At 73.4% G+C, this 17,619-nt stretch carries 19 protein-coding genes; 17 read left to right on the top strand and 2 right to left on the bottom strand.

Annotated features, from left to right (window positions below):
* Window positions 1-48: 48 nt before the first annotated feature.
* The 13 genes from AQJ66_RS16065 to AQJ66_RS16005 all read left to right on the top strand — a co-directional run bounded on the left by AQJ66_RS16065 (window position 49) and on the right by AQJ66_RS16005 (window position 13,241).
* Entirely contained in the window at window positions 49-675 is a 627-nt protein-coding gene (locus AQJ66_RS16065) for an NUDIX domain-containing protein (protein ID WP_061921644.1), read from the top strand.
* A 162-nt stretch (window positions 676-837) separates the two neighbouring features.
* Window positions 838-2,898, top strand: a complete 2,061-nt coding sequence (locus AQJ66_RS16060; RefSeq protein ID WP_061921640.1) for a tetratricopeptide repeat protein — start codon at window positions 838-840, stop codon at window positions 2,896-2,898.
* A 140-nt stretch (window positions 2,899-3,038) separates the two neighbouring features.
* The gene (ald, locus tag AQJ66_RS16055) at window positions 3,039-4,163 is read left to right on the top strand and encodes an alanine dehydrogenase (RefSeq protein ID WP_061921637.1); all 1,125 of its coding nucleotides are present in this window, start codon (window positions 3,039-3,041) and stop codon (window positions 4,161-4,163) included.
* Window positions 4,164-4,587: 424 nt separating this feature from the next.
* Window positions 4,588-5,724 carry a ParA family protein gene (locus AQJ66_RS16050; protein ID WP_079060240.1) on the top strand — a complete coding sequence of 379 codons (1,137 nt, stop codon included), beginning with the start codon at window positions 4,588-4,590 and terminating at the stop codon, window positions 5,722-5,724.
* Window positions 5,709-6,254, top strand: a complete 546-nt coding sequence (locus AQJ66_RS16045) for a hypothetical protein (RefSeq protein WP_061921630.1) — start codon at window positions 5,709-5,711, stop codon at window positions 6,252-6,254. The genes AQJ66_RS16050 and AQJ66_RS16045 overlap by 16 nt, the downstream gene beginning before the upstream one ends.
* Before the next feature lie 18 nt (window positions 6,255-6,272).
* Window positions 6,273-7,376 carry a segregation and condensation protein A gene (locus AQJ66_RS16040; protein ID WP_061921628.1) on the top strand — a complete coding sequence of 368 codons (1,104 nt, stop codon included), beginning with the start codon at window positions 6,273-6,275 and terminating at the stop codon, window positions 7,374-7,376.
* A complete protein-coding gene (scpB, locus tag AQJ66_RS16035) occupies window positions 7,373-8,020 on the top strand; it encodes an SMC-Scp complex subunit ScpB (RefSeq protein ID WP_061921625.1) in 648 nt (215 codons plus the stop codon). Before AQJ66_RS16040 ends, scpB begins: the two co-directional genes overlap by 4 nt.
* A gap of 12 nt (window positions 8,021-8,032) precedes the next feature.
* Window positions 8,033-9,094 carry a pseudouridine synthase gene (locus AQJ66_RS16030; RefSeq protein WP_061921622.1) on the top strand — a complete coding sequence of 354 codons (1,062 nt, stop codon included), beginning with the start codon at window positions 8,033-8,035 and terminating at the stop codon, window positions 9,092-9,094.
* A 73-nt stretch (window positions 9,095-9,167) separates the two neighbouring features.
* Window positions 9,168-9,953, top strand: coding sequence for an NUDIX hydrolase (locus AQJ66_RS16025; protein WP_244162835.1), 786 nt, complete (start codon window positions 9,168-9,170; stop codon window positions 9,951-9,953).
* Window positions 9,950-10,972: an ADP-ribosylglycohydrolase family protein gene (locus tag AQJ66_RS16020; RefSeq protein WP_061921620.1), complete on the top strand. Its 1,023-nt coding sequence runs from the start codon at window positions 9,950-9,952 to the stop codon at window positions 10,970-10,972. Before AQJ66_RS16025 ends, AQJ66_RS16020 begins: the two co-directional genes overlap by 4 nt.
* A 4-nt stretch (window positions 10,973-10,976) precedes the next feature.
* Window positions 10,977-11,723 carry a nucleotidyltransferase domain-containing protein gene (locus AQJ66_RS16015; protein WP_061921616.1) on the top strand — a complete coding sequence of 249 codons (747 nt, stop codon included), beginning with the start codon at window positions 10,977-10,979 and terminating at the stop codon, window positions 11,721-11,723.
* Between the two features lie 70 nt (window positions 11,724-11,793).
* Window positions 11,794-12,333, top strand: coding sequence for a cysteine hydrolase family protein (locus AQJ66_RS16010; protein WP_061921613.1), 540 nt, complete (start codon window positions 11,794-11,796; stop codon window positions 12,331-12,333).
* Window positions 12,330-13,241 carry a GlxA family transcriptional regulator gene (locus tag AQJ66_RS16005; RefSeq protein ID WP_061921610.1) on the top strand — a complete coding sequence of 304 codons (912 nt, stop codon included), beginning with the start codon at window positions 12,330-12,332 and terminating at the stop codon, window positions 13,239-13,241. The genes AQJ66_RS16010 and AQJ66_RS16005 overlap by 4 nt, the downstream gene beginning before the upstream one ends.
* A gap of 27 nt (window positions 13,242-13,268) precedes the next feature.
* On the opposite strand, the gene AQJ66_RS16000 is transcribed toward AQJ66_RS16005, so the two are convergent.
* Both AQJ66_RS16000 and AQJ66_RS15995 read right to left on the bottom strand, forming a co-directional pair.
* The gene (locus AQJ66_RS16000; protein WP_061921607.1) at window positions 13,269-13,994 is read right to left on the bottom strand and encodes a nucleotidyltransferase domain-containing protein; all 726 of its coding nucleotides are present in this window, start codon (window positions 13,992-13,994) and stop codon (window positions 13,269-13,271) included.
* 22 nt (window positions 13,995-14,016) lie between these two features.
* Window positions 14,017-14,499: a Rieske (2Fe-2S) protein gene (locus tag AQJ66_RS15995; protein WP_061921605.1), complete on the bottom strand. Its 483-nt coding sequence runs from the start codon at window positions 14,497-14,499 to the stop codon at window positions 14,017-14,019.
* 170 nt (window positions 14,500-14,669) lie between these two features.
* Between AQJ66_RS15995 and aroH the strand changes: the two genes are divergently transcribed.
* From aroH to AQJ66_RS15975, 4 genes are all read left to right on the top strand, one after another.
* Complete coding sequence (aroH, locus tag AQJ66_RS15990; RefSeq protein ID WP_061921603.1) at window positions 14,670-15,032, top strand: chorismate mutase; 363 nt, start codon at window positions 14,670-14,672, stop codon at window positions 15,030-15,032.
* Entirely contained in the window at window positions 15,029-16,114 is a 1,086-nt protein-coding gene (locus tag AQJ66_RS15985; protein ID WP_061921600.1) for a prephenate dehydrogenase, read from the top strand. Before aroH ends, AQJ66_RS15985 begins: the two co-directional genes overlap by 4 nt.
* Before the next feature lie 118 nt (window positions 16,115-16,232).
* Complete coding sequence (gene cmk, locus AQJ66_RS15980) at window positions 16,233-16,928, top strand: (d)CMP kinase (RefSeq protein ID WP_061921597.1); 696 nt, start codon at window positions 16,233-16,235, stop codon at window positions 16,926-16,928.
* A complete protein-coding gene (locus AQJ66_RS15975; RefSeq protein WP_208611368.1) occupies window positions 16,886-17,593 on the top strand; it encodes a lysophospholipid acyltransferase family protein in 708 nt (235 codons plus the stop codon). The genes cmk and AQJ66_RS15975 overlap by 43 nt, the downstream gene beginning before the upstream one ends.
* The last annotated feature ends 26 nt before the right edge of the window (window positions 17,594-17,619 follow it).

Raw genomic sequence — 17,619 nt, 5'->3', positions numbered from 1 at the left:
CCGGTTCGCGGGGCCGGTCTTTTCGGAACGTGTGTGGGAGGACAGGGCATGACGATCAAGGACACCCCGGCGGAGTGGGAGATCCGGGCGACGGAGACCCCCTTCACCGGGAACAAGACCTCCGTCCGCACGGACGACGTGGTCATGCCCGACGGGTCCGTCGTCCGCCGCGACTACCAGGTGCACCCCGGCTCGGTCGCCGTCCTCGCCCTGGACGAGGAGGACCGGGTGCTCCTCATCAACCAGTACCGGCACCCGGTGCGGCACAAGCTGTGGGAGATCCCGGCCGGCCTGCTCGACGTGCCCGGCGAGAACCCGCTGCACGCGGCCCAGCGCGAGCTGTACGAGGAGGCGCACGTCAAGGCCGAGGACTGGCGGGTGCTGACCGACGTGTACACCACCCCCGGCGGTTGCGACGAGGCCGTGCGGATCTTCCTCGCCCGTGACCTGTCGGCGGCCGAGGGGGAGCGGTTCGCGGCGGAGCACGAGGAGACCGACATGGAGTACGCGCGCGTGCCGGTCGACGAACTGGTGCGCCGGGTGCTCGCCGGGGACGTGCACAACAACTGCCTCGTCGTGGGCGTCCTGTCCCTGGTCGCCGCACGCGGCGGCGACGGTCTCGACGCCCTGCGCCCGGCCGACGCGCCGTGGCCCGCCCGCCCCTTCGCCTCCTGACCCCACCCGTTCCGCGCAGTGGTGTGACCATCGCCTGATCCGATCGGGGGACGTGTCCGCCGCGCTCGTCCGGGGGCGTCGCAGAGCGTGAACTAGGCTCGGGATCGCCCGCACCGGAAGACCCGGCGGGCTTGCGCGTGCGGTGGGACGGGAGCGTGGCCCGTGACGGACCAGGCGGTGGACACAGACGGCGTGCGGCTGTCCTCGCAGCGGGCCGTGAAGATCGATTTCCTCGGCCGGGCCCGGGAGCTGAAGGAGCTGCGCGCCGACATCGAGCGCGCCGGCCTGGACACCCTGTCCGGCCGCAAGGCGCCCCGCGCGCGCGTCCTCCTCATCGCGGGCCGCCCCGGCTCCGGCCGCACCGCCCTCGCCGAGGAACTCGTACGGCAGGTCGCCGGGCGCTACCCCGACGGAGTGCTGCGGGCCCGGCTCGGCGAGCCCGACGGCACCCCCGTCCCCCTGGAGCGCACCGCCCGCGACCTGCTCGCCGCGCTGGACGTGCACGCCCCCGCCGGCGCGTCGGAGGACGATCTGTGCGAGGCGCTGCGCACGGCCCTGGCCGGGCGGCGCACACTGCTCCTGCTGGACGACGCGGCCGGCGCCGAGCAGGTCGACGCCTTACTCCCGGACGCCCCCGAGTGCCTGGTGGTCGCCGTCTCCGGCGGCCCGCTCACCGGCATCCCCGACGTCCGCCCCTGCACCCTCGGCGGCCTCGACACCAAGTCGGCCGTCGAGCTGCTCACCCGCTACACCGGCTCGGTCCGCATCACCGTCGACCCGCGCTCCGCCGAGGACCTGGCCGAGGCCTGCCAGGGCCAGCCCGCCGCGCTCACCCTGGCCGGCGGCTGGCTCGCCTCCCGGCCGCAGGCGGCCGTCTCCGACCTCGCCAAGCGGATGCACACGGACACCGACGACGGCGCCACCCCGCTGGCCCGGGTCTTCCGGCTCGTCCACGACCAGCTGCCCGGCCAGGCCGCCCGGATACTGCGCCTGCTCTCCCTGGCCCCGGCCGGCCTGGTCGACCCGCACACCGCCTCGGCGCTGGCGGGCTGCTCGGTGGCGGCGGCCCGCGCCGCCCTGGACGACCTCACCGCGTTCGGGCTGCTGCGCGCCGTGGACTCCCCGCTGCCCGAGTACGACGTCCCGGGCTGTCTGCACCCCCTGCTGCGCGCCCGCGCCGGGGCCCAGGAACGGCCGGCGGAGCTGCAGCTGGCCCGGGCCCGCATGCTGGAGCGCAACGTACGGCTGCTGCAGTCGTGCCGGGCGATCACCGAGACGGACAGCCCGCAGGCCCGGGAGAAGCTGCAGGAGGTGCCCCCGGCGCTGCGCTTCCCCACCCCGCGCGCCGCCGCCGAGTGGCTGCGCGTGCGCCGGCCGGCCCTGCTGGCCGCCGCCCGCCTGGCCGTGGCCGACGGGGAGCTGGACACCCTCGCCCGCCGGCTGATGTCCCAGCTCGTCAGGGCCTTGGTGGCGCACTTCGGCACCCAGGCGGCGGCGCCGGACCTGTACGGGCTGCACGGCATGGTGCTCGACGTGGCCGAGCGGCGCGGGCTGCACCGGGAGCGGGCCGCGGCTCTGCTGAACCTGGCCGACCTGGACGCGCGGACCGGCCGGACCCGGGCCGCGCTGGCCCGCTACCGGGCCGCCCTGGACGCCGGCCGGGAGGCGAACGACCCGTACGCGACCGGCCGCGCGATGGAATCCGTAGGAGGCGCCTACCAGGAGCTCGGCGATCACGACCGGGCAGCCGACTGGTTCGGCCGGGCCCTCGCCGAGCGGCTGGCCCGCGGCGAGCGCACCGAGGCCGCCCGGCTGTACGGCCGGATCGGCACCGCGCACACCTACGCGGGCCGCTACGGCGAGGCGCTCAGGAACTGGCGGGCGGCCGCCGCGGGGTACCGCAAGGAGGGCGATGTCGCCGCCCAGGCGCGGGCGTTGAGCGAGCTGGCCCGGGTCCAGGAGTACGCCGGCCGGCCCGAGGAGTCGCTGCGCACCTGCCAGGAGGCGGTGGAGTGGGCGCGGCGTGCGGAGGACCTGCGGCTGCAGGCCGCGCTCCAGCTCAGGGTGGCCGACACCCTGGACCGGCTGGGCGACCACGCGGCGGCCCAGCTGCACCGGGCGGCGGCCGGGCGCATGCTGGGCGAGAGGCCCTCGGAGGACGAGACAGGGCCGGAACCGGGCACGGAAGCCTGCGAAATCCGCAGTCCATCCGACGAAGATTGATGCAATGAAAGGCTAGACAGCCGCAACGCCTTCATTAAACTGGCTCTGCCGCTCGTTCTCCTGCGGTGTCTCCCGGTATGCGCCAGCATGCCCGGGTATGTCTTGCACTGCCCCTCTCCCTACCCCCTGAGCCAAGGACCGTGATCCACGTGAAGGTCGGCATCCCCCGCGAGGTCAAGAACAACGAGTTCCGGGTGGCCATCACCCCTGCCGGTGTGCACGAGCTGGTGCGCCACGGCCACCAGGTCGTCGTCGAGCGGAACGCCGGCGTCGGCTCCTCGATCCCGAACGAGGAGTACGTGGCGGCCGGTGCCCAGATCCTGGACACGGCCGACGAGGTGTGGGCCTCCGCCGACCTGCTGCTGAAGGTCAAGGAGCCGGTCGCCGAGGAGTACCACCGCCTCCGCAAGGACCAGATCCTCTTCACCTACCTGCACCTGGCCGCCTCCCGCGAGTGCACGGACGCCCTGCTGGAGTCCGGCACCACGGCGATCGCGTACGAGACCGTCGAGCTGCCGAGCCGCGCCCTGCCGCTGCTCGCCCCCATGTCCGAGGTGGCGGGCCGGCTGGCCCCGCAGGTCGGCGCCTACCACCTGATGGCCCGCAACGGCGGCCGCGGTGTGCTGCCCGGCGGCGTCCCCGGCGTGCCGGCCGGCAAGGCCGTCATCATCGGCGGCGGCGTCTCCGGCTGGAACGCCGCGCAGATCGCCATCGGCCTCGGCTTCCACGTGACCCTGCTCGACAAGGACATCAACAAGCTCAAGGAGGCGGACAAGATCTTCGGCACGAAGATCCAGACCGTCGTCTCCAACGCCTTCGAGCTGGAGAAGGCCTGCCTGGAGGCCGACCTCGTCGTCGGCGCCGTGCTCATCCCCGGCGCCAAGGCCCCGAAGCTGGTCACCAACGAGCTGGTGTCCCGGATGAAGGCCGGAAGTGTCCTTGTCGACATCGCGATCGACCAGGGCGGCTGCTTCGAGGACTCCCACCCGACCACGCACGCCGAGCCGACCTTCCGGGTCCACGAGTCGGTCTTCTACTGCGTCGCCAACATGCCCGGCGCGGTGCCCAACACCTCGACCTATGCGCTCACCAACGCCACGCTGCCGTACATCGTCTCGCTGGCCAACAACGGCTGGGTGGAGGCGCTGCGCCGCGACGCCGCGCTCGCCAAGGGCCTCAACACCCATGACGGCAAGGTCGTTTACCGCGAGGTCGCCGAGGCGCACGGCCTGGAGCACGTCGAGCTGGAGACCCTGCTCGGCTGACCCGCCGCCGGCCGGCCCGACCGCCGAGTCGCCAAGTCGTCATCGTGGACAAGGTGATTCGTCAACACGGCTCGTCAACCACACGCATCCGGCCGGACCTTGCCCGACAAGGTCCGGCCGGATGTGTGTATGGTCACTTTGCGGCTCTCGGTCAACTCGCCTCGAACGTAACCCTTCGACCGATTCGCACACCGGTGAAACCTGCCGTGCGACGGCCGTACGCCCTTGACAGCGGGATGTTCCATTGCCGACACATCCTGCCGGGTCCGGCGGATTGTGTTGCTGCGGACCGCCGACACGCCATAGAGTCGCCAACCGTCGGCATGGTGCCACGCTGACCTTGTCTAGAAGTTTCCTGGTCACCAAGGAGGTAAGACGACTTGTGAATGAGTCGACATTTTCTCCCGGGGGTGGTCAACCAGGAATGCCGGTTCGGAGCCACGGTGGCCCGGCGGGATTCGAGGCTGTCGGCTCCGTCGCTGTGCGCACCTTCGCAGCCCACCAGACTCCCGGCCCGCAGACGGTCCGGGCAGCACACCAGAGCATGGATGGCCATCACGTGAACGCCATGGCCGGCGACGGAAGTGGCGCGCCCCACAACCACTTCGCCGACTACGACGAACTGCCCGAGGGGCACTTCTACGACCCCGACGCCGAGTACGAGCCCGATCCCGAGTACGCGGCCACGCTCGCGCCCGACGCGGCCCGCCAGCGCCGTGAGCGCATCGGCCCGACCGGGCGCCCGCTGCCGTACTTCCCGATCCCGGGCCCGCTGACCGACCACGGCCCCGCGAAGATCATCGCGATGTGCAACCAGAAGGGCGGCGTCGGCAAGACGACGTCGACCATCAACCTGGGTGCCGCGCTCGCGGAGTACGGCCGGCGCGTGCTGCTCGTGGACTTCGACCCGCAGGGCGCGCTGTCGGTGGGTCTCGGCGTCAACCCGATGGAGCTCGACCTCACCGTCTACAACCTGCTCATGGAGCGGGGCATGTCGGCCGACGAGGTGCTCCTGAAGACGGCGGTCCCGAACATGGACCTGCTGCCCAGCAACATCGACCTGTCGGCCGCCGAGGTCCAGCTGGTCTCCGAGGTCGCGCGCGAGTCGACCCTGCAGCGGGCGCTCAAGCCGCTCATGGACGACTACGACTACATCGTGATCGACTGCCAGCCCTCGCTCGGCCTGCTCACCGTCAACGCGCTGACCGCCGCCCACAAGGTGATCGTGCCGCTGGAGTGCGAGTTCTTCGCCCTCCGCGGTGTCGCGCTGCTCACCGAGACCATCGAGAAGGTCCAGGAGCGGCTCAACCCCGAGCTGGAACTGGACGGCATCCTCGCCACCATGTACGACTCGCGCACCGTGCACAGCCGTGAGGTGCTCGCGCGTGTCGTCGAGGCGTTCGACGACCACGTCTACCACACGGTCATCGGGCGCACGGTCCGCTTCCCGGAGACCACGGTCGCCGGTGAGCCGATCACCACGTACGCCTCCAACTCCGTCGGTGCCGCCGCCTACCGCCAGCTCGCCAGGGAGGTGCTCGCCCGGTGTCACGCCGAGTGAGTCTGCCCGGGGCCGACGAACTGTTCCGCACGACCGGGGGGACGGCACTCCAGCCGTCCACGCCCCGGCGCGGGGCGGGCGGCGAGGCCCGGGTGCCGGCTCCCGCGGGAGAGAGCGACGACGTGGCCGCCGCCGAGGACGCACCGCAGGCGGTGCCCGTCCGGGGCGGTGACGGAGAGGGCGCGGAGCACGCCGCGGCGGACGCGGAGGGGGACGGGGCCGGAGAGTCCCGCACCCGGGGACGCCAGCCGGCGCAGGAAGGTTCTGCCGCCGCCGCGGCGCCGCGCAAGCGGGGCCGGGCGGCGAACCGGCGGCCCAGCGGCCGCGAGCGCCACGACGAGAAGATCACGGTGTACGTCTCCGCCGAGGAGCTGATGGACCTCGAGCACGCCCGCCTGGTCCTCCGGGGCGAGCACGGGCTGGCCGTCGACCGCGGGCGCATCGTCCGCGAGGCGGTGGCGGTGGTCCTGGCCGACCTGGAGTCCCGCGGGGACGCGAGCATCCTCGTACGGCGGCTGCGCGGGCGGTAGCGGTAGCCTGCGGGGGCTATGACCTCGAACGGAGTCCCGACCCCCGGCGCACCGGCCGGCCGTCGGCGTGCGCTGGGCCGGGGCCCGGGAACGGCACCACCGGAGGCACCCGGGGTTCCCCCGCTCCCCGAGGCGGAGACTCCCGAACCGGAGAACGCGGAGCCCGCGGCTCCCGCCGGTCCTGGCGTCGCCGACCCCGAGGCGGCAGAGCTTGCGGCTTCCGAGGTCCCCCGGCCCGAGGCGGCGGAGCCCACGGCCCCCGTCGCACCCAAGGCGGCGGAATCCCCGGTGCCCGAGGGGACCGGCTCCGCCGGCGGTGTCTTCAAGGTCCGTCTCGCCAACTTCGAAGGTCCCTTCGACCTCCTCCTCCAGCTGATCTCCAAGCACAAGCTGGACGTCACCGAGATCGCGCTGTCCAAGGTGACCGACGAGTTCATGGCGCACATCCGGGCCATGGGACCGGACTGGGACCTGGACCGGACGACGGAGTTCCTGGTCGTCGCCGCCACCCTGCTCGACCTGAAGGCGGCCCGGCTGCTGCCCGCAGCCGAGGTCGAGGACGAGGGCGACCTGGCCCTGCTGGAGGCCCGGGACCTGCTGTTCGCCCGGCTCCTGCAGTACCGCGCGTACAAGCAGATCGCGGACATCTTCAACGGCCGCCTGGACGACGAGGCCCGCCGCCACCCCCGTACCGTCGGCCTTGAACCCGAGCACGCCGAGCTGCTGCCCGAGGTCGTCATCAGCATCGGCCCCGAGGGCTTCGCCCGGCTCGCGGTCAGGGCGATGCAGCCCAGACCGAAGCCGCAGGTGTACGTCGACCACATCCACGCCCCGCTGGTCAGCGTGCAGGAGCAGGCGGGGATCGTGGTCGCGCGGCTGCGAGAGCTCGGCGAGGCCAGCTTCCGCGCGCTGGTCGAGGACACCGACGACACCCTCACCGTGGTGGCCCGGTTCCTCGCCCTGCTGGAGCTGTACCGGGAGAAGGCCGTCGCCCTGGAGCAGGAGGCGGCGCTCGGCGAACTGCTGGTGCGCTGGACCGGCGGCGACGGGGACGGAACACCGCGGGTCACCGACGAGTTCGACCGGCCGCCGGAGGAGCCCGGGAAGGAGAAGAAGGCATGAGCGAGACCACCGAGGTACCCCCGGGACTGCGCGACGTCGCCGGACTCGACCTCAAGCCGGCCCTGGAGGCCGTGCTCATGGTCGTGGACGAGCCGGCCACCGAGGAGCGCCTGGCCCGGATACTGGACCGCCCCAGGCGGCAGATCGGGGACGCGCTGCGCGAGCTCGCCGACGAGTACACCGTGCAGGGCCGCGGCTTCGAGCTGCGGTACGTCGCCGGCGGCTGGCGGTTCTACACGCGCGCACGGTACGCGCCGGCCGTCGAGCGGCTGGTGCTGGACGGCCAGACCGCCCGCCTCACCCAGGCCGCGCTGGAGACCCTCGCGGTCGTCGCCTACCGCCAGCCGGTCAGCCGCAGCCGCGTCTCCGCCGTGCGCGGGGTCAACTGCGACGGCGTCATGCGGACCCTGCTGCAGCGCGGTCTTGTCGAGGAGGCGGGCACGGAACCCGAAACAGGTGCGATCCTGTACAGGACGACGAACTACTTCCTGGAGCGGATGGGCCTGCGTGGCCTGGACGAGCTTCCGGAGCTCGCGCCCTTCCTCCCGGAGGCGGAGGCGATCGAGGCCGAGACCCAGGAGGGAGTCCCGTCGTTCGACCCGGACGCGCCCGACGCGCCCGGAGGTCAGGACGCGGACGACTAAGACGGAACTTTGATGCGAAGCAGCGGCAGCGGCAAGAGCGGCGGGCGCGGTAACTACCGCGGTGCCGGCAACGACAGGGACCAGAAGCAGGGGCAGGGCCGTCCCCGCAAGCCCCGCCCCGAGGAGCGCCGCTACGACGTGGGCCCCGGCGCCTCCCCGGACGGCCCGAAGTCCGGGCGCGGCGGCGCGGCCCGCGGCGGCGCCAAGGGCGGCCCGAAGAAGCCCCAGCAGGGCGGCCGTACGGCCCCCGCGCGCTCGCGCGAGTACGAGACGCGGGTCGAGGAGCGCAACCGGGACCGGTACGCCGGCAAGAAGGACGTCAAGCTGCCCAAGACCTTCCCCGGCGCCGAGCAGGAGGGCGAGCGGCTGCAGAAGGTGCTCGCGCGCGCGGGCTACGGCTCCCGGCGGGCCTGCGAGGAGCTGATCGAGCAGGCCCGGGTCGAGGTCAACGGCGAGATCGTCCTGGAGCAGGGCAAGCGGGTCGACCCGGAGAAGGACGAGGTCAAGGTCGACGGCCTGACGGTCGCGACGCAGTCGTACCAGTTCTTCTCGCTGAACAAGCCCGCCGGTGTCGTCTCCACCATGGAGGACCCCGAGGGCCGGCAGTGCCTGGGGGACTACGTCACCAACCGCGAGACGCGTCTCTTCCACGTGGGCCGGCTCGACACCGAGACCGAGGGCGTCATCCTCCTCACCAACCACGGCGAGCTGGCCCACCGCCTCACGCACCCCAAGTACGGCGTGAAGAAGACCTACCTCGCGCACATCGTCGGCCCGATCCCGCGCGACCTCGGCAAGCGCCTGAAGGACGGCATCCAGCTCGAGGACGGCTACGCCCGCGCGGACCACTTCCGGGTGGTCGAGCAGACCGGCAAGAACTACCTGGTCGAGGTGACCCTGCACGAGGGCCGCAAGCACATCGTGCGCCGGATGCTGGCCGAGGCCGGCTTCCCCGTGGACAAGCTGGTGCGCACCGCCTTCGGTCCCATCACGCTCGGCGACCAGAAGTCGGGCTGGCTGCGCCGCCTGTCCAACACGGAGGTCGGGATGCTCATGAAGGAGGTCGACCTCTAGTCGGCCCCAGGCGCTTGCGTTCGCCCCGCACCCCCTTTTATAGTCTCCATGACTATTAAAGGGGGTGTTCGCGGTGTCCGAGGCGCCCGTGCCGTCCGCTCCGCGGGGCTACGACAAGTTCGCCCACGAGCCTTTCGCCGTCACCGTCGACCTCGCCGTCCTCACCGTGCGCGAGGGCACCCTGCACGTGCTGCTGGTCGAGCGCGGGCAGGAGCCGTACGCGGGTCACTGGGCGCTGCCCGGCGGCTTCCTGCTGCCTGACGAGTCGGCGGAGACCGCCGCCCGGCGCGAACTCGCCGAGGAGACCGGCCTCGCCGACCTCTCCGGACTGCACCTGGAGCAGCTGCGCACCTACAGCGAGCCGGACCGCGACCCGCGCATGCGGGTCGTCTCCGTCGCCTTCACCGCGCTGCTGCCCGACCCTCCCCCAGACTCCGTCCGGGGGGACCCCCATCTCACTGCGTTCGAACCGCGCGGCGGCGGCGACGCGACCCAAGCCCGCTGGCAGCCGTACGCGGCGGCCGGCCCCCTCGCCTTCGACCACGACCGGATCCTGGCCGACGCCCACGCCCGCGTCGGCGACCGGCTCGAGACCACCTGCGCCGCCACCGCCTTCTGCCCGCCCGAGTTCACCCTCGGCGAGCTGCAGCAGGTCTACGAGGCCGTGTGGGGCACCGCGCTGGACCGGCCCAACTTCCGCCGCAAGGTGCTCGCCACGTCCGGCTTCGTCGAACCCGTCCCCGGTGCCGCCCGGCTGACCGGCGGCCGGGGGAAACCGGCCGCGCTCTACCGCGCCGGCACCGCCACCACCCTGCACCCGCCCCTGCTCCGGCCGTCCCGGGAGGACAACTCCGCATGACCACCACCCAGGCGGGCAAGCGCGCCGCCACCGGATCCCTCGTCGGACTCGCCCTCGGGGACGCCCTCGGCTACCCGACCGAGTTCAAGACCGTGCCGTTGATCCTCACGATGTTCGGGCCGTGGCGGGAGATGGACCTGCCGCAGCGCGCCCGCGTTTCCGACGACACCCAGATGACCCTCGCCCTCGGCCGCGCCCTGCGGACGGCGACGGAGCGCGGACATCTCGCGCCGAAGCGCCTGGAGCGGCCGCTGCGCGAGGAGTTCGTGGACTGGTACCAGTCGCCGGACAACAACCGCGCTCCCGGCAACACCTGCCTGACCGCGTGCGCCCTCCTCAAGGAGGAGGGGCGCGCCTGGCAGGACGCCAGCCAGGTCGGATCCAAGGGCTGCGGCGCCAACATGCGCGTCGCCCCCCTCGGGCTCGTCCCCGGCCTGAGCGACGAACAGCGCGCGGGCGCCGCCCAGTTGCAGTCCGCGCTCACCCACGGCCACCCCACCGCGCTGGCCGCCTCCGACCTGACCGCCCACGCCGTGCACCTGCTCGCCCGGGGCACCGACCCGGCCGGGCTCGTCGGGCAACTGCGCAGCTACGCCTACGACAACCGCACCCGCTACGACCACACCTGGCTCGGCGACCTGTGGACCCGCTCCCAGGACCCCAGCCCCGAGCACTTCATCGCGCGCGGCTGGGACGAGTGCCTGGAGATCCTCGCCCGGCTCCAGGAGGCCGTGCGGACCGTCTCCCCGGAGACCGACCCGTGCCTGGCCACCGGCGAGGGCTGGATCGCCGAGGAGGCCCTCGCGACCGGCCTGCTGTGCTTCCTGCTCTTCCCCGACGAGCCCGTCACCGCCCTGCGCCGGGCCGCCTGCACCTCCGGCGACTCGGACTCGATCGCCTGCCTCGCCGGGGCTTTCGCGGGCGCCTGGCGGGGCGCGGACGCCTGGCCGGCCGACTGGAGCGAGCGGATCGAGTACCGGGGCGAGCTGTTGACCCTGGGAGCGCTCTGGGACGCTTAGCCCCGTGATCGACGACCTCGGCATGGACCTGACCCCGGTGATCTCCGAACAGCCCGACCCCCTGCTGTTCGCGACCGTCTCCGGAGCCCATCTGTACGGCTTCCCCTCCCAGGACTCCGACCTCGACCTGCGCGGCGCCCACCTGCTGCCCGTCGCCGATCTGGTCGGGCTGCGCGAGCCGGAGGAGACGCGCTCGCGCGCGTGGGTGCGGTTCGGCGTCGAGATGGACCTCGTCACCCACGACGTGCGCAAGTTCGTCCGGCTGATGCTCCGGCGCAACGGCTACGTGCTGGAGCAGCTGCTCTCACCGCTGGTCGCGCACACCACCGAGGAGCACCGGGAGCTGGCCGCCCTCGCGCCGGGCGTCCTCACCAGCCACCACGCCCACCACTACCGGGGGTTCGCGGTGACCCAGTGGCGGCTGTTCGAGAAGACCGGCGAACTCAAGCCGCTGCTCTACACGTTCCGGGTGCTGCTCACCGGCATCCACCTCATGCGCAGCGGCGAGGTGCAGGCCCACCTGCCCACGCTGCTGGACCAGGTCGACGCGCCGTCCTACCTGCCCGAGCTGATCGCCGCCAAGGCGGAGCGCGAGCACGGCCCCGCCGACGTCGGGCACGCGCGCGTGGCGGCCGACGTGGAGCACCTGCACACCGTGCTCGACGACGCACAGTCCGCCTCGCCCCTGCCGGACGCCCACACCGCCCACGACGCCCTGCACGACTTCGTCGTCCGGGTCCGGCTCGACTGACCGGATCGTTCCGGCCCCGGCCCCGATCATGCCTGTCGGACCCGGGGGTGCCCTGGTCAGACTGGTGGGCATGAGACGAGCCCTGATCGTGATCGATGTCCAGGAGTCCTTCCGCGCCCGCCCCCTGTGGGACCGGATCGCCAACCCCGGGATCGCCGAGCCGGTGAACCGCCTGGTCCGGCTCGCGCGGGACAGCGGCGACCTGGTGGTCTGGGTGCTGCACACCGAGCCCGGCAGCGGTGACGTGTTCGACCCGGAGAAGGGGCACGTGCGGCTGCTGGCGGAGCTGGAGCAGCCGCTGCCGGGCGAGCCGGTGCTGTACAAGACCTCGCACAACGCGTTCACCACCACCAACCTGCAGCAGCGGCTGACGGGGGCCGGCGTCGGCGAGCTGTGGGTCTGCGGGATCCGTACCGAGCAGTGCGTCGAGACCACCGCCCGGGTCGGCAGCGACCTGGGGTACGAGGTCGTGTTCGTGGCCGACGCGACCACGACCGACCCGATCGGCGACCTCAGCGCCGAGGCGATCACCGAACGCACCCTGGCCGTCCTGCGGGGCCGCTTCGCCCGGATCGCCACCGTGGACGAGCTGGCAGCATCGTCCGCATGACCCGTGTCGTCTTCGTCCTGCTGCCCGAGGTCCACCTGCTCGACCTGGCCGGTCCGGCCCAGGTCTTCTCCACGGCGGTGGCCTTCGGGCAGCCGTACGTCCTCGACTACGTCGCCGAGCAGCCCCAGGTGCGCAGCGCCCAGGGGCTGCCGCTGACCGCGCGGACGGACTGGCCCGAGCTGGGCCCGGACGACCTGGTCGTGGTCCCGGGATGGAGGGCGCCCACCCTGCGGGGCGGGCCCCGCATCGGCCCCGCGACCGCCGGGCGGCTGCGCGCGCACCACGCCGCGGGCGGCACCGTCGCCAGCGTCTGCGCCGGAGCGGAGGCCCTGGGGCGGGCCGGGCTGCTCGACGGCCGCCGCTGCACCACGCACCACCAGCTCCAGGACGAGCTGGCCGCCCGCCACCCCCGGGCGACGGTGGTCCGCGACGTCCTGTTCTCCGCCGACGACCGGGTCGTCACCTCCGCGGGCATCGCCAGCGGCATCGACCTGGCCCTGCACCTGCTGGCCGCGCGCCACGGCCCCGCCCTGGCCGCCCGGGTGGCCCGCGAGATGGTGATCTACGCACGCCGCAACGGCAACGAGCCCCAGGCCAGCGCCATGCTCCGGCACCGCAGCCACGTCGACGACACCGTGCACCGGGTGCAGGACCTGATCGACGCCCGCTACGCCGAGCCGCTGCCCCTCGCGCGCCTCGCCGCCCACGCCGGTGTCAGCGCCCGTACGCTCACCCGCCAGTTCACCCGGGCCACCGGCGGCCTCACGCCGCTGCGCTACCAGCAGACGCTGCGCCTGGAGCGGGCCGAACACCTCATCGGCCACGGCGCCACGGTCGAGTCCGCGGCCCGCGAGGTGGGGTTCGAGGACGCCCGCATGGTGCGCCGCCTTCGGGCCCGGCCCTCCTGACGCGAGCGGCCGGACGGCCCCCTGCGGTCACCGGGCCGCCTCCGCGGAGCGTGGGGCCGGAAGGCCGGCCGGTGCCGCGGCCGAGGCCCGGCGGACGCGGAACAGGAAGTCGGCCACGCGGGCGCGGTCCGGTTCCGCGGGGAGCGGGGTGCGGCGGAGCGCCTCCTGCGTCGCGGTCGCCAGCCGGGCCATCCGCGCCTCCACCTCCGCCCAGGGCACCTCGCCCCGCTTCACCGCCAGCAGCGCCTCGCGCTCGTCTCCGACGTCGATGCGCAGCTGCCCGGTGCGCAGCAGGTCGCGGGCGGTCGTCAGCAGCCGGAGCAGGTGCATCGCGTGCTTCCAGCGCGGGGCGCCCGTCGTACGGACGTCGGCGTCCAGCTTGCGGCGCTGGCCGAGGGCGTAGCGCGTGAACGTGTCGTGGACCTGCCGGGACAGGAAGGCGCCGCGCAGCGACAGCAGTTCCCGCCCGGTGTCGTGCAGGCGCTCCACCAGCGGGGAGTGCAGGCACTCCAGGATGTTCGGGTTGCCGCGCAGCGCCAGCTCGCAGAACCGCTCCAGCTCCCAGGAGAACTGCTCCTCGCCCGGCCCCTCCACGTGCGCCGGCGGCTTCTCGAACCGCCAGAACAGGGGAGTGGGGGCGAGGAAGACACCCCGCCGGTCGGTGTCGCTGGTCTCGGTGGCCAGACCGAAGGCGCGCGAACCCATGACACAGGCGTAGATCGTGTGGTCGCGCACCAGGTCCTCGGGCTGCATGCCCAGGAGCGTACGCGGCCGCTCACACCAGGCGGACCGAATTTTCCTCCACCTTGATCGACTTGGGCGGCAGCGGCCTGGCCGCCGGGCCCTGCGCCACCGAGCCGTCGGCGATGTGGAACCTGCTGCCGTGGCAGGGGCAGTCGATCGTGCCGTTCATCACCTTGGACACCGTGCAGCCCTCGTGGGTGCAGATCGCCGAGAAGGCCTTGAACTCCCCCTTCTTCGGCTGGGTGACCACGACCTTCTCGCTCGGGAAGATCTTGCCGCCCCCCTCCGGGATGTCGGCGGTCCGGGCCAGCTCGCGCCCGGCGGGGGAGGCCTGCTTCCCGGAAGGCGAGGCCGTCGCCGTCCCGGACGGCGCGGGCGAGGCGGCCTTTCCGGACGGGGAGGCCGGCGCCGAGGAGCCGCCGCCGGTTCCGCTGCTGCCGCATCCCACGCATCCCAGGGCGAGCGCCCCGGCGCCCGTCGTCAGAACCGCGCGCCGCGTCGCGGGCTGGGTCATGTCACCACTCCGTACAGACGAGAGAAGGTCAAGGGGGCGAACCCGGCGACCGGTGCATACCGGGTCCTTCCGCATCGTCTCAGCGATCGGTCGCCGCGCGCCGCGCCCACGCGGGCTGACTACGCTGGACGGACCAACACCAGACACGCACGTCAGCAAGGAGCAGCGCCGTGGCGGTACGAGCGGTCCGGGGGGCCGTCCAGCTGGAACGGGACGACGCCGGTCACATGGACGAGCAGGTCGGGGCCCTGCTCACCGCCATCCTGGAGCGGAACGCCCTGAGCGCCGACGACCTGATCAGCATCTGGTTCACCGCCACCCCCGACCTGCACAGCGACTTCCCGGCCGCCGCCGCCCGCAAGCTCGGCATCGTGGACGTCCCCCTCATCTGCGCCCAGGAGCTGGCCATCGAGGGCGCCATGCCCCGCGTCGTCCGGGTGCTGGCGCACATCGAGTCGGACCGGCCCCGCGCCGAGATCGCCCACGTCTACCTCGGCGCCGCCGCCGCCCTGCGCAAGGACATCGCCCAGTGAGGACCGCACTCGTCATCGGCACCGGCCTCATCGGCACCTCCGCCGCGCTGGCCCTGACCCAGCGCGGCGTCGTCGTCCACCTCGTCGACCACGACCCCGAGCAGGCCCGCACGGCCGCCGCGCTGGGCGCCGGCACCGACGGGGCGCCCGAGGGCCCGGTGGACCTCGCGATCGTCGCCGCCCCGCCCGCCCACGTGGCCGCCGTCCTCGCCGACGCCATGCGCCGGGGCGCGGCCCGCGGCTACGTCGACGTGGCCAGCGTCAAGGGCGGCCCGCGCCGCGAGCTGGAGGCGCTGGGCCTGGACCTGACCTCGTACCTCGGCAGCCACCCCATGTCCGGCCGGGAGAAGTCCGGACCGCTGGCCGCGACCGGCGACCTCTTCGAGGGCCGCCCCTGGGTGCTCACCCCGACCCGGGACACCGACACCGAGGTGCTCAACCTCGCCCTGGAACTGGTCTCGCACTGCCGGGCCGTACCGGTGGTCATGGACGCCGACGCGCACGACCGGGCCGTCGCGCTCGTCTCGCACATGCCCCACCTGGTCTCCAGCATGGTCGCCGCGCGCCTGGAGCACGCCGAGGAGGCAGCCGTACGGCTGTGCGGGCAGGGCATCCGGGACGTCACCCGGATCGCCGCCTCCGACCCCCGCATGTGGATCGACATCCTCTCCGCCAACCCCGGGCCCGTCGCCGACCTGCTCTCCGACGTCGCCGCGGACCTCACGGAGACGGTCGAGGCGCTGCGCTCCCTGCAGTCCTCCGACGAGGCCAAGCGCCGCGACGGCACGGCCGGCGTCGAGGACCTGCTGCGGCGCGGCAACGCGGGCCAGGTCCGCGTCCCCGGCAAGCACGGCTCCGCCCCGCGGGTCTACGAGACGGTGGCGGTGCTCATCGACGACCAGCCGGGACAGCTGGCCCGGATCTTCGCCGACGCCGGTCAGGCCGGGGTCAACATCGAGGACGTGCGCATCGAGCACGCCACCGGGCAGCAGGCCGGTCTCGTCCAGCTGATGGTGGAGCCGAGGGCGGTGCCGGTGCTGACGGCCGCGCTGCGGGAGCGCGGGTGGGCGCTGCGGCAGTAGCGCACCGGAGGTCACCACCTGGTCGTCCGTTCGGGTCACTCGCACCCAGTAACCTTGTGCGGGGCGCTCTCGCTCCCCGCACCCCGCTCACCGCACCGCACCAGGAAGGTGTCCCCCCGTGGAATACGGCGCCGCCCCGACCGCCAAGCCCGTGATCGTCGCGATCGACGGCCCCTCCGGCACCGGCAAGTCGAGCACGTCGAAGGCCGTCGCCGCCCAGCTCGGCCTGAGCTACCTGGACACCGGCGCCCAGTACCGGGCCATCACCTGGTGGATGGTGACCAACGGCATCGACCTGGAGGACCCGACCGCCATCGCGGCCGTCGCGGGCAAGCCGGAGATCGTCTCCGGCACCGACCCGCTGGCCCCGACCATCACGGTCGACGGCGTCGACGTGGCCGGCCCGATCCGCACCCAGGAGGTCACCTCCCAGGTCAGCGCGGTCAGCGCGGTGCCCGACGTGCGCGCCCGGATCACCGAGCTGCAGCGCTCCCTGGCGGCCGGCGCGGAGCACGGCATCGTGGTCGAGGGCCGGGACATCGGCACGACCGTGCTGCCGGACGCCGACCTGAAGATCTTCCTCACCGCCTCCCCGGAGGCCCGCGCCGCGCGCCGCAGCGGCGAGCTGAAGGGCGCCGACGTGCACGCCACCCGCGAGGCGCTGATCAAGCGGGACGCTGCCGACTCCAGCCGCAAGACCTCGCCGCTGGCCAAGGCCGGCGACGCGGTCGAGGTGGACACCACCGAGCTCACCCTCGCCCAGGTCATCGAGTGCGTCGTCACCCTGGTCGAGGAGAAGCGGGCCGGGAAGTGAGCCGACCGCCGGCCGTGTCGGAGCGGGGCGCCGAGGTCGGGCGCCGCATCGGCGTCGGCCTGATGTACGGCCTGTGGCGCCCGCGCGTGCTCGGCGCCTGGAAGGTGCCCGCCACCGGCCCGGTGATCTTCGCGGTGAACCACTCCCACAACATCGACGGCCCGATGGTCATGGGCGTGGCGCCCCGCCCGACGCACTTCCTGATCAAGAAGGAGGCGTTCACCGGCCCGCTGGACCCCTTCCTGACCGGGATCGGCCAGCTGAAGGTGGACCGCGCCTCCGCCGACCGCACGGCCATCACCCGGGCGCTCGGCGTGCTGGCGAGCGGCGGCGTGCTGGGCATCTTCCCGGAGGGCACCCGGGGCGAGGGCGACTTCGCCTCGCTGCGCGCCGGGCTCGCCTACTTCGCCGTCCGCAGCGGTGCGCCGATCGTGCCCGTGGCCGTCCTGGGAAGCACCGAGCGGCGCGGCCGGCTGATCAAGGGGCTGCCTCCGCTGCGGTCCCGCGTCGACGTCGTCTTCGGCGACCCGTTCGACGCGGGCGACGGGCGCGGGCGGCGCACGCGGGGGGCGCTGGACGAGGCGACCGAGCGCATCCGCAAGGAGCTCGCCGCCCACCTGGAAAACGCCAGGCGCCTGACCGGGCGCCGGGCCACACTTGAGTAGTGGACCGGTCCCGCGGACAGCGGGCC

It is taken from the genome of Streptomyces bungoensis, assembly GCF_001514215.1.
GTDB lineage: Bacteria > Actinomycetota > Actinomycetes > Streptomycetales > Streptomycetaceae > Streptomyces > Streptomyces bungoensis.
The sequence above is the reverse complement of the archived record's forward strand: the minus strand, read 5'-3'. Positions and strand labels throughout refer to the sequence as shown.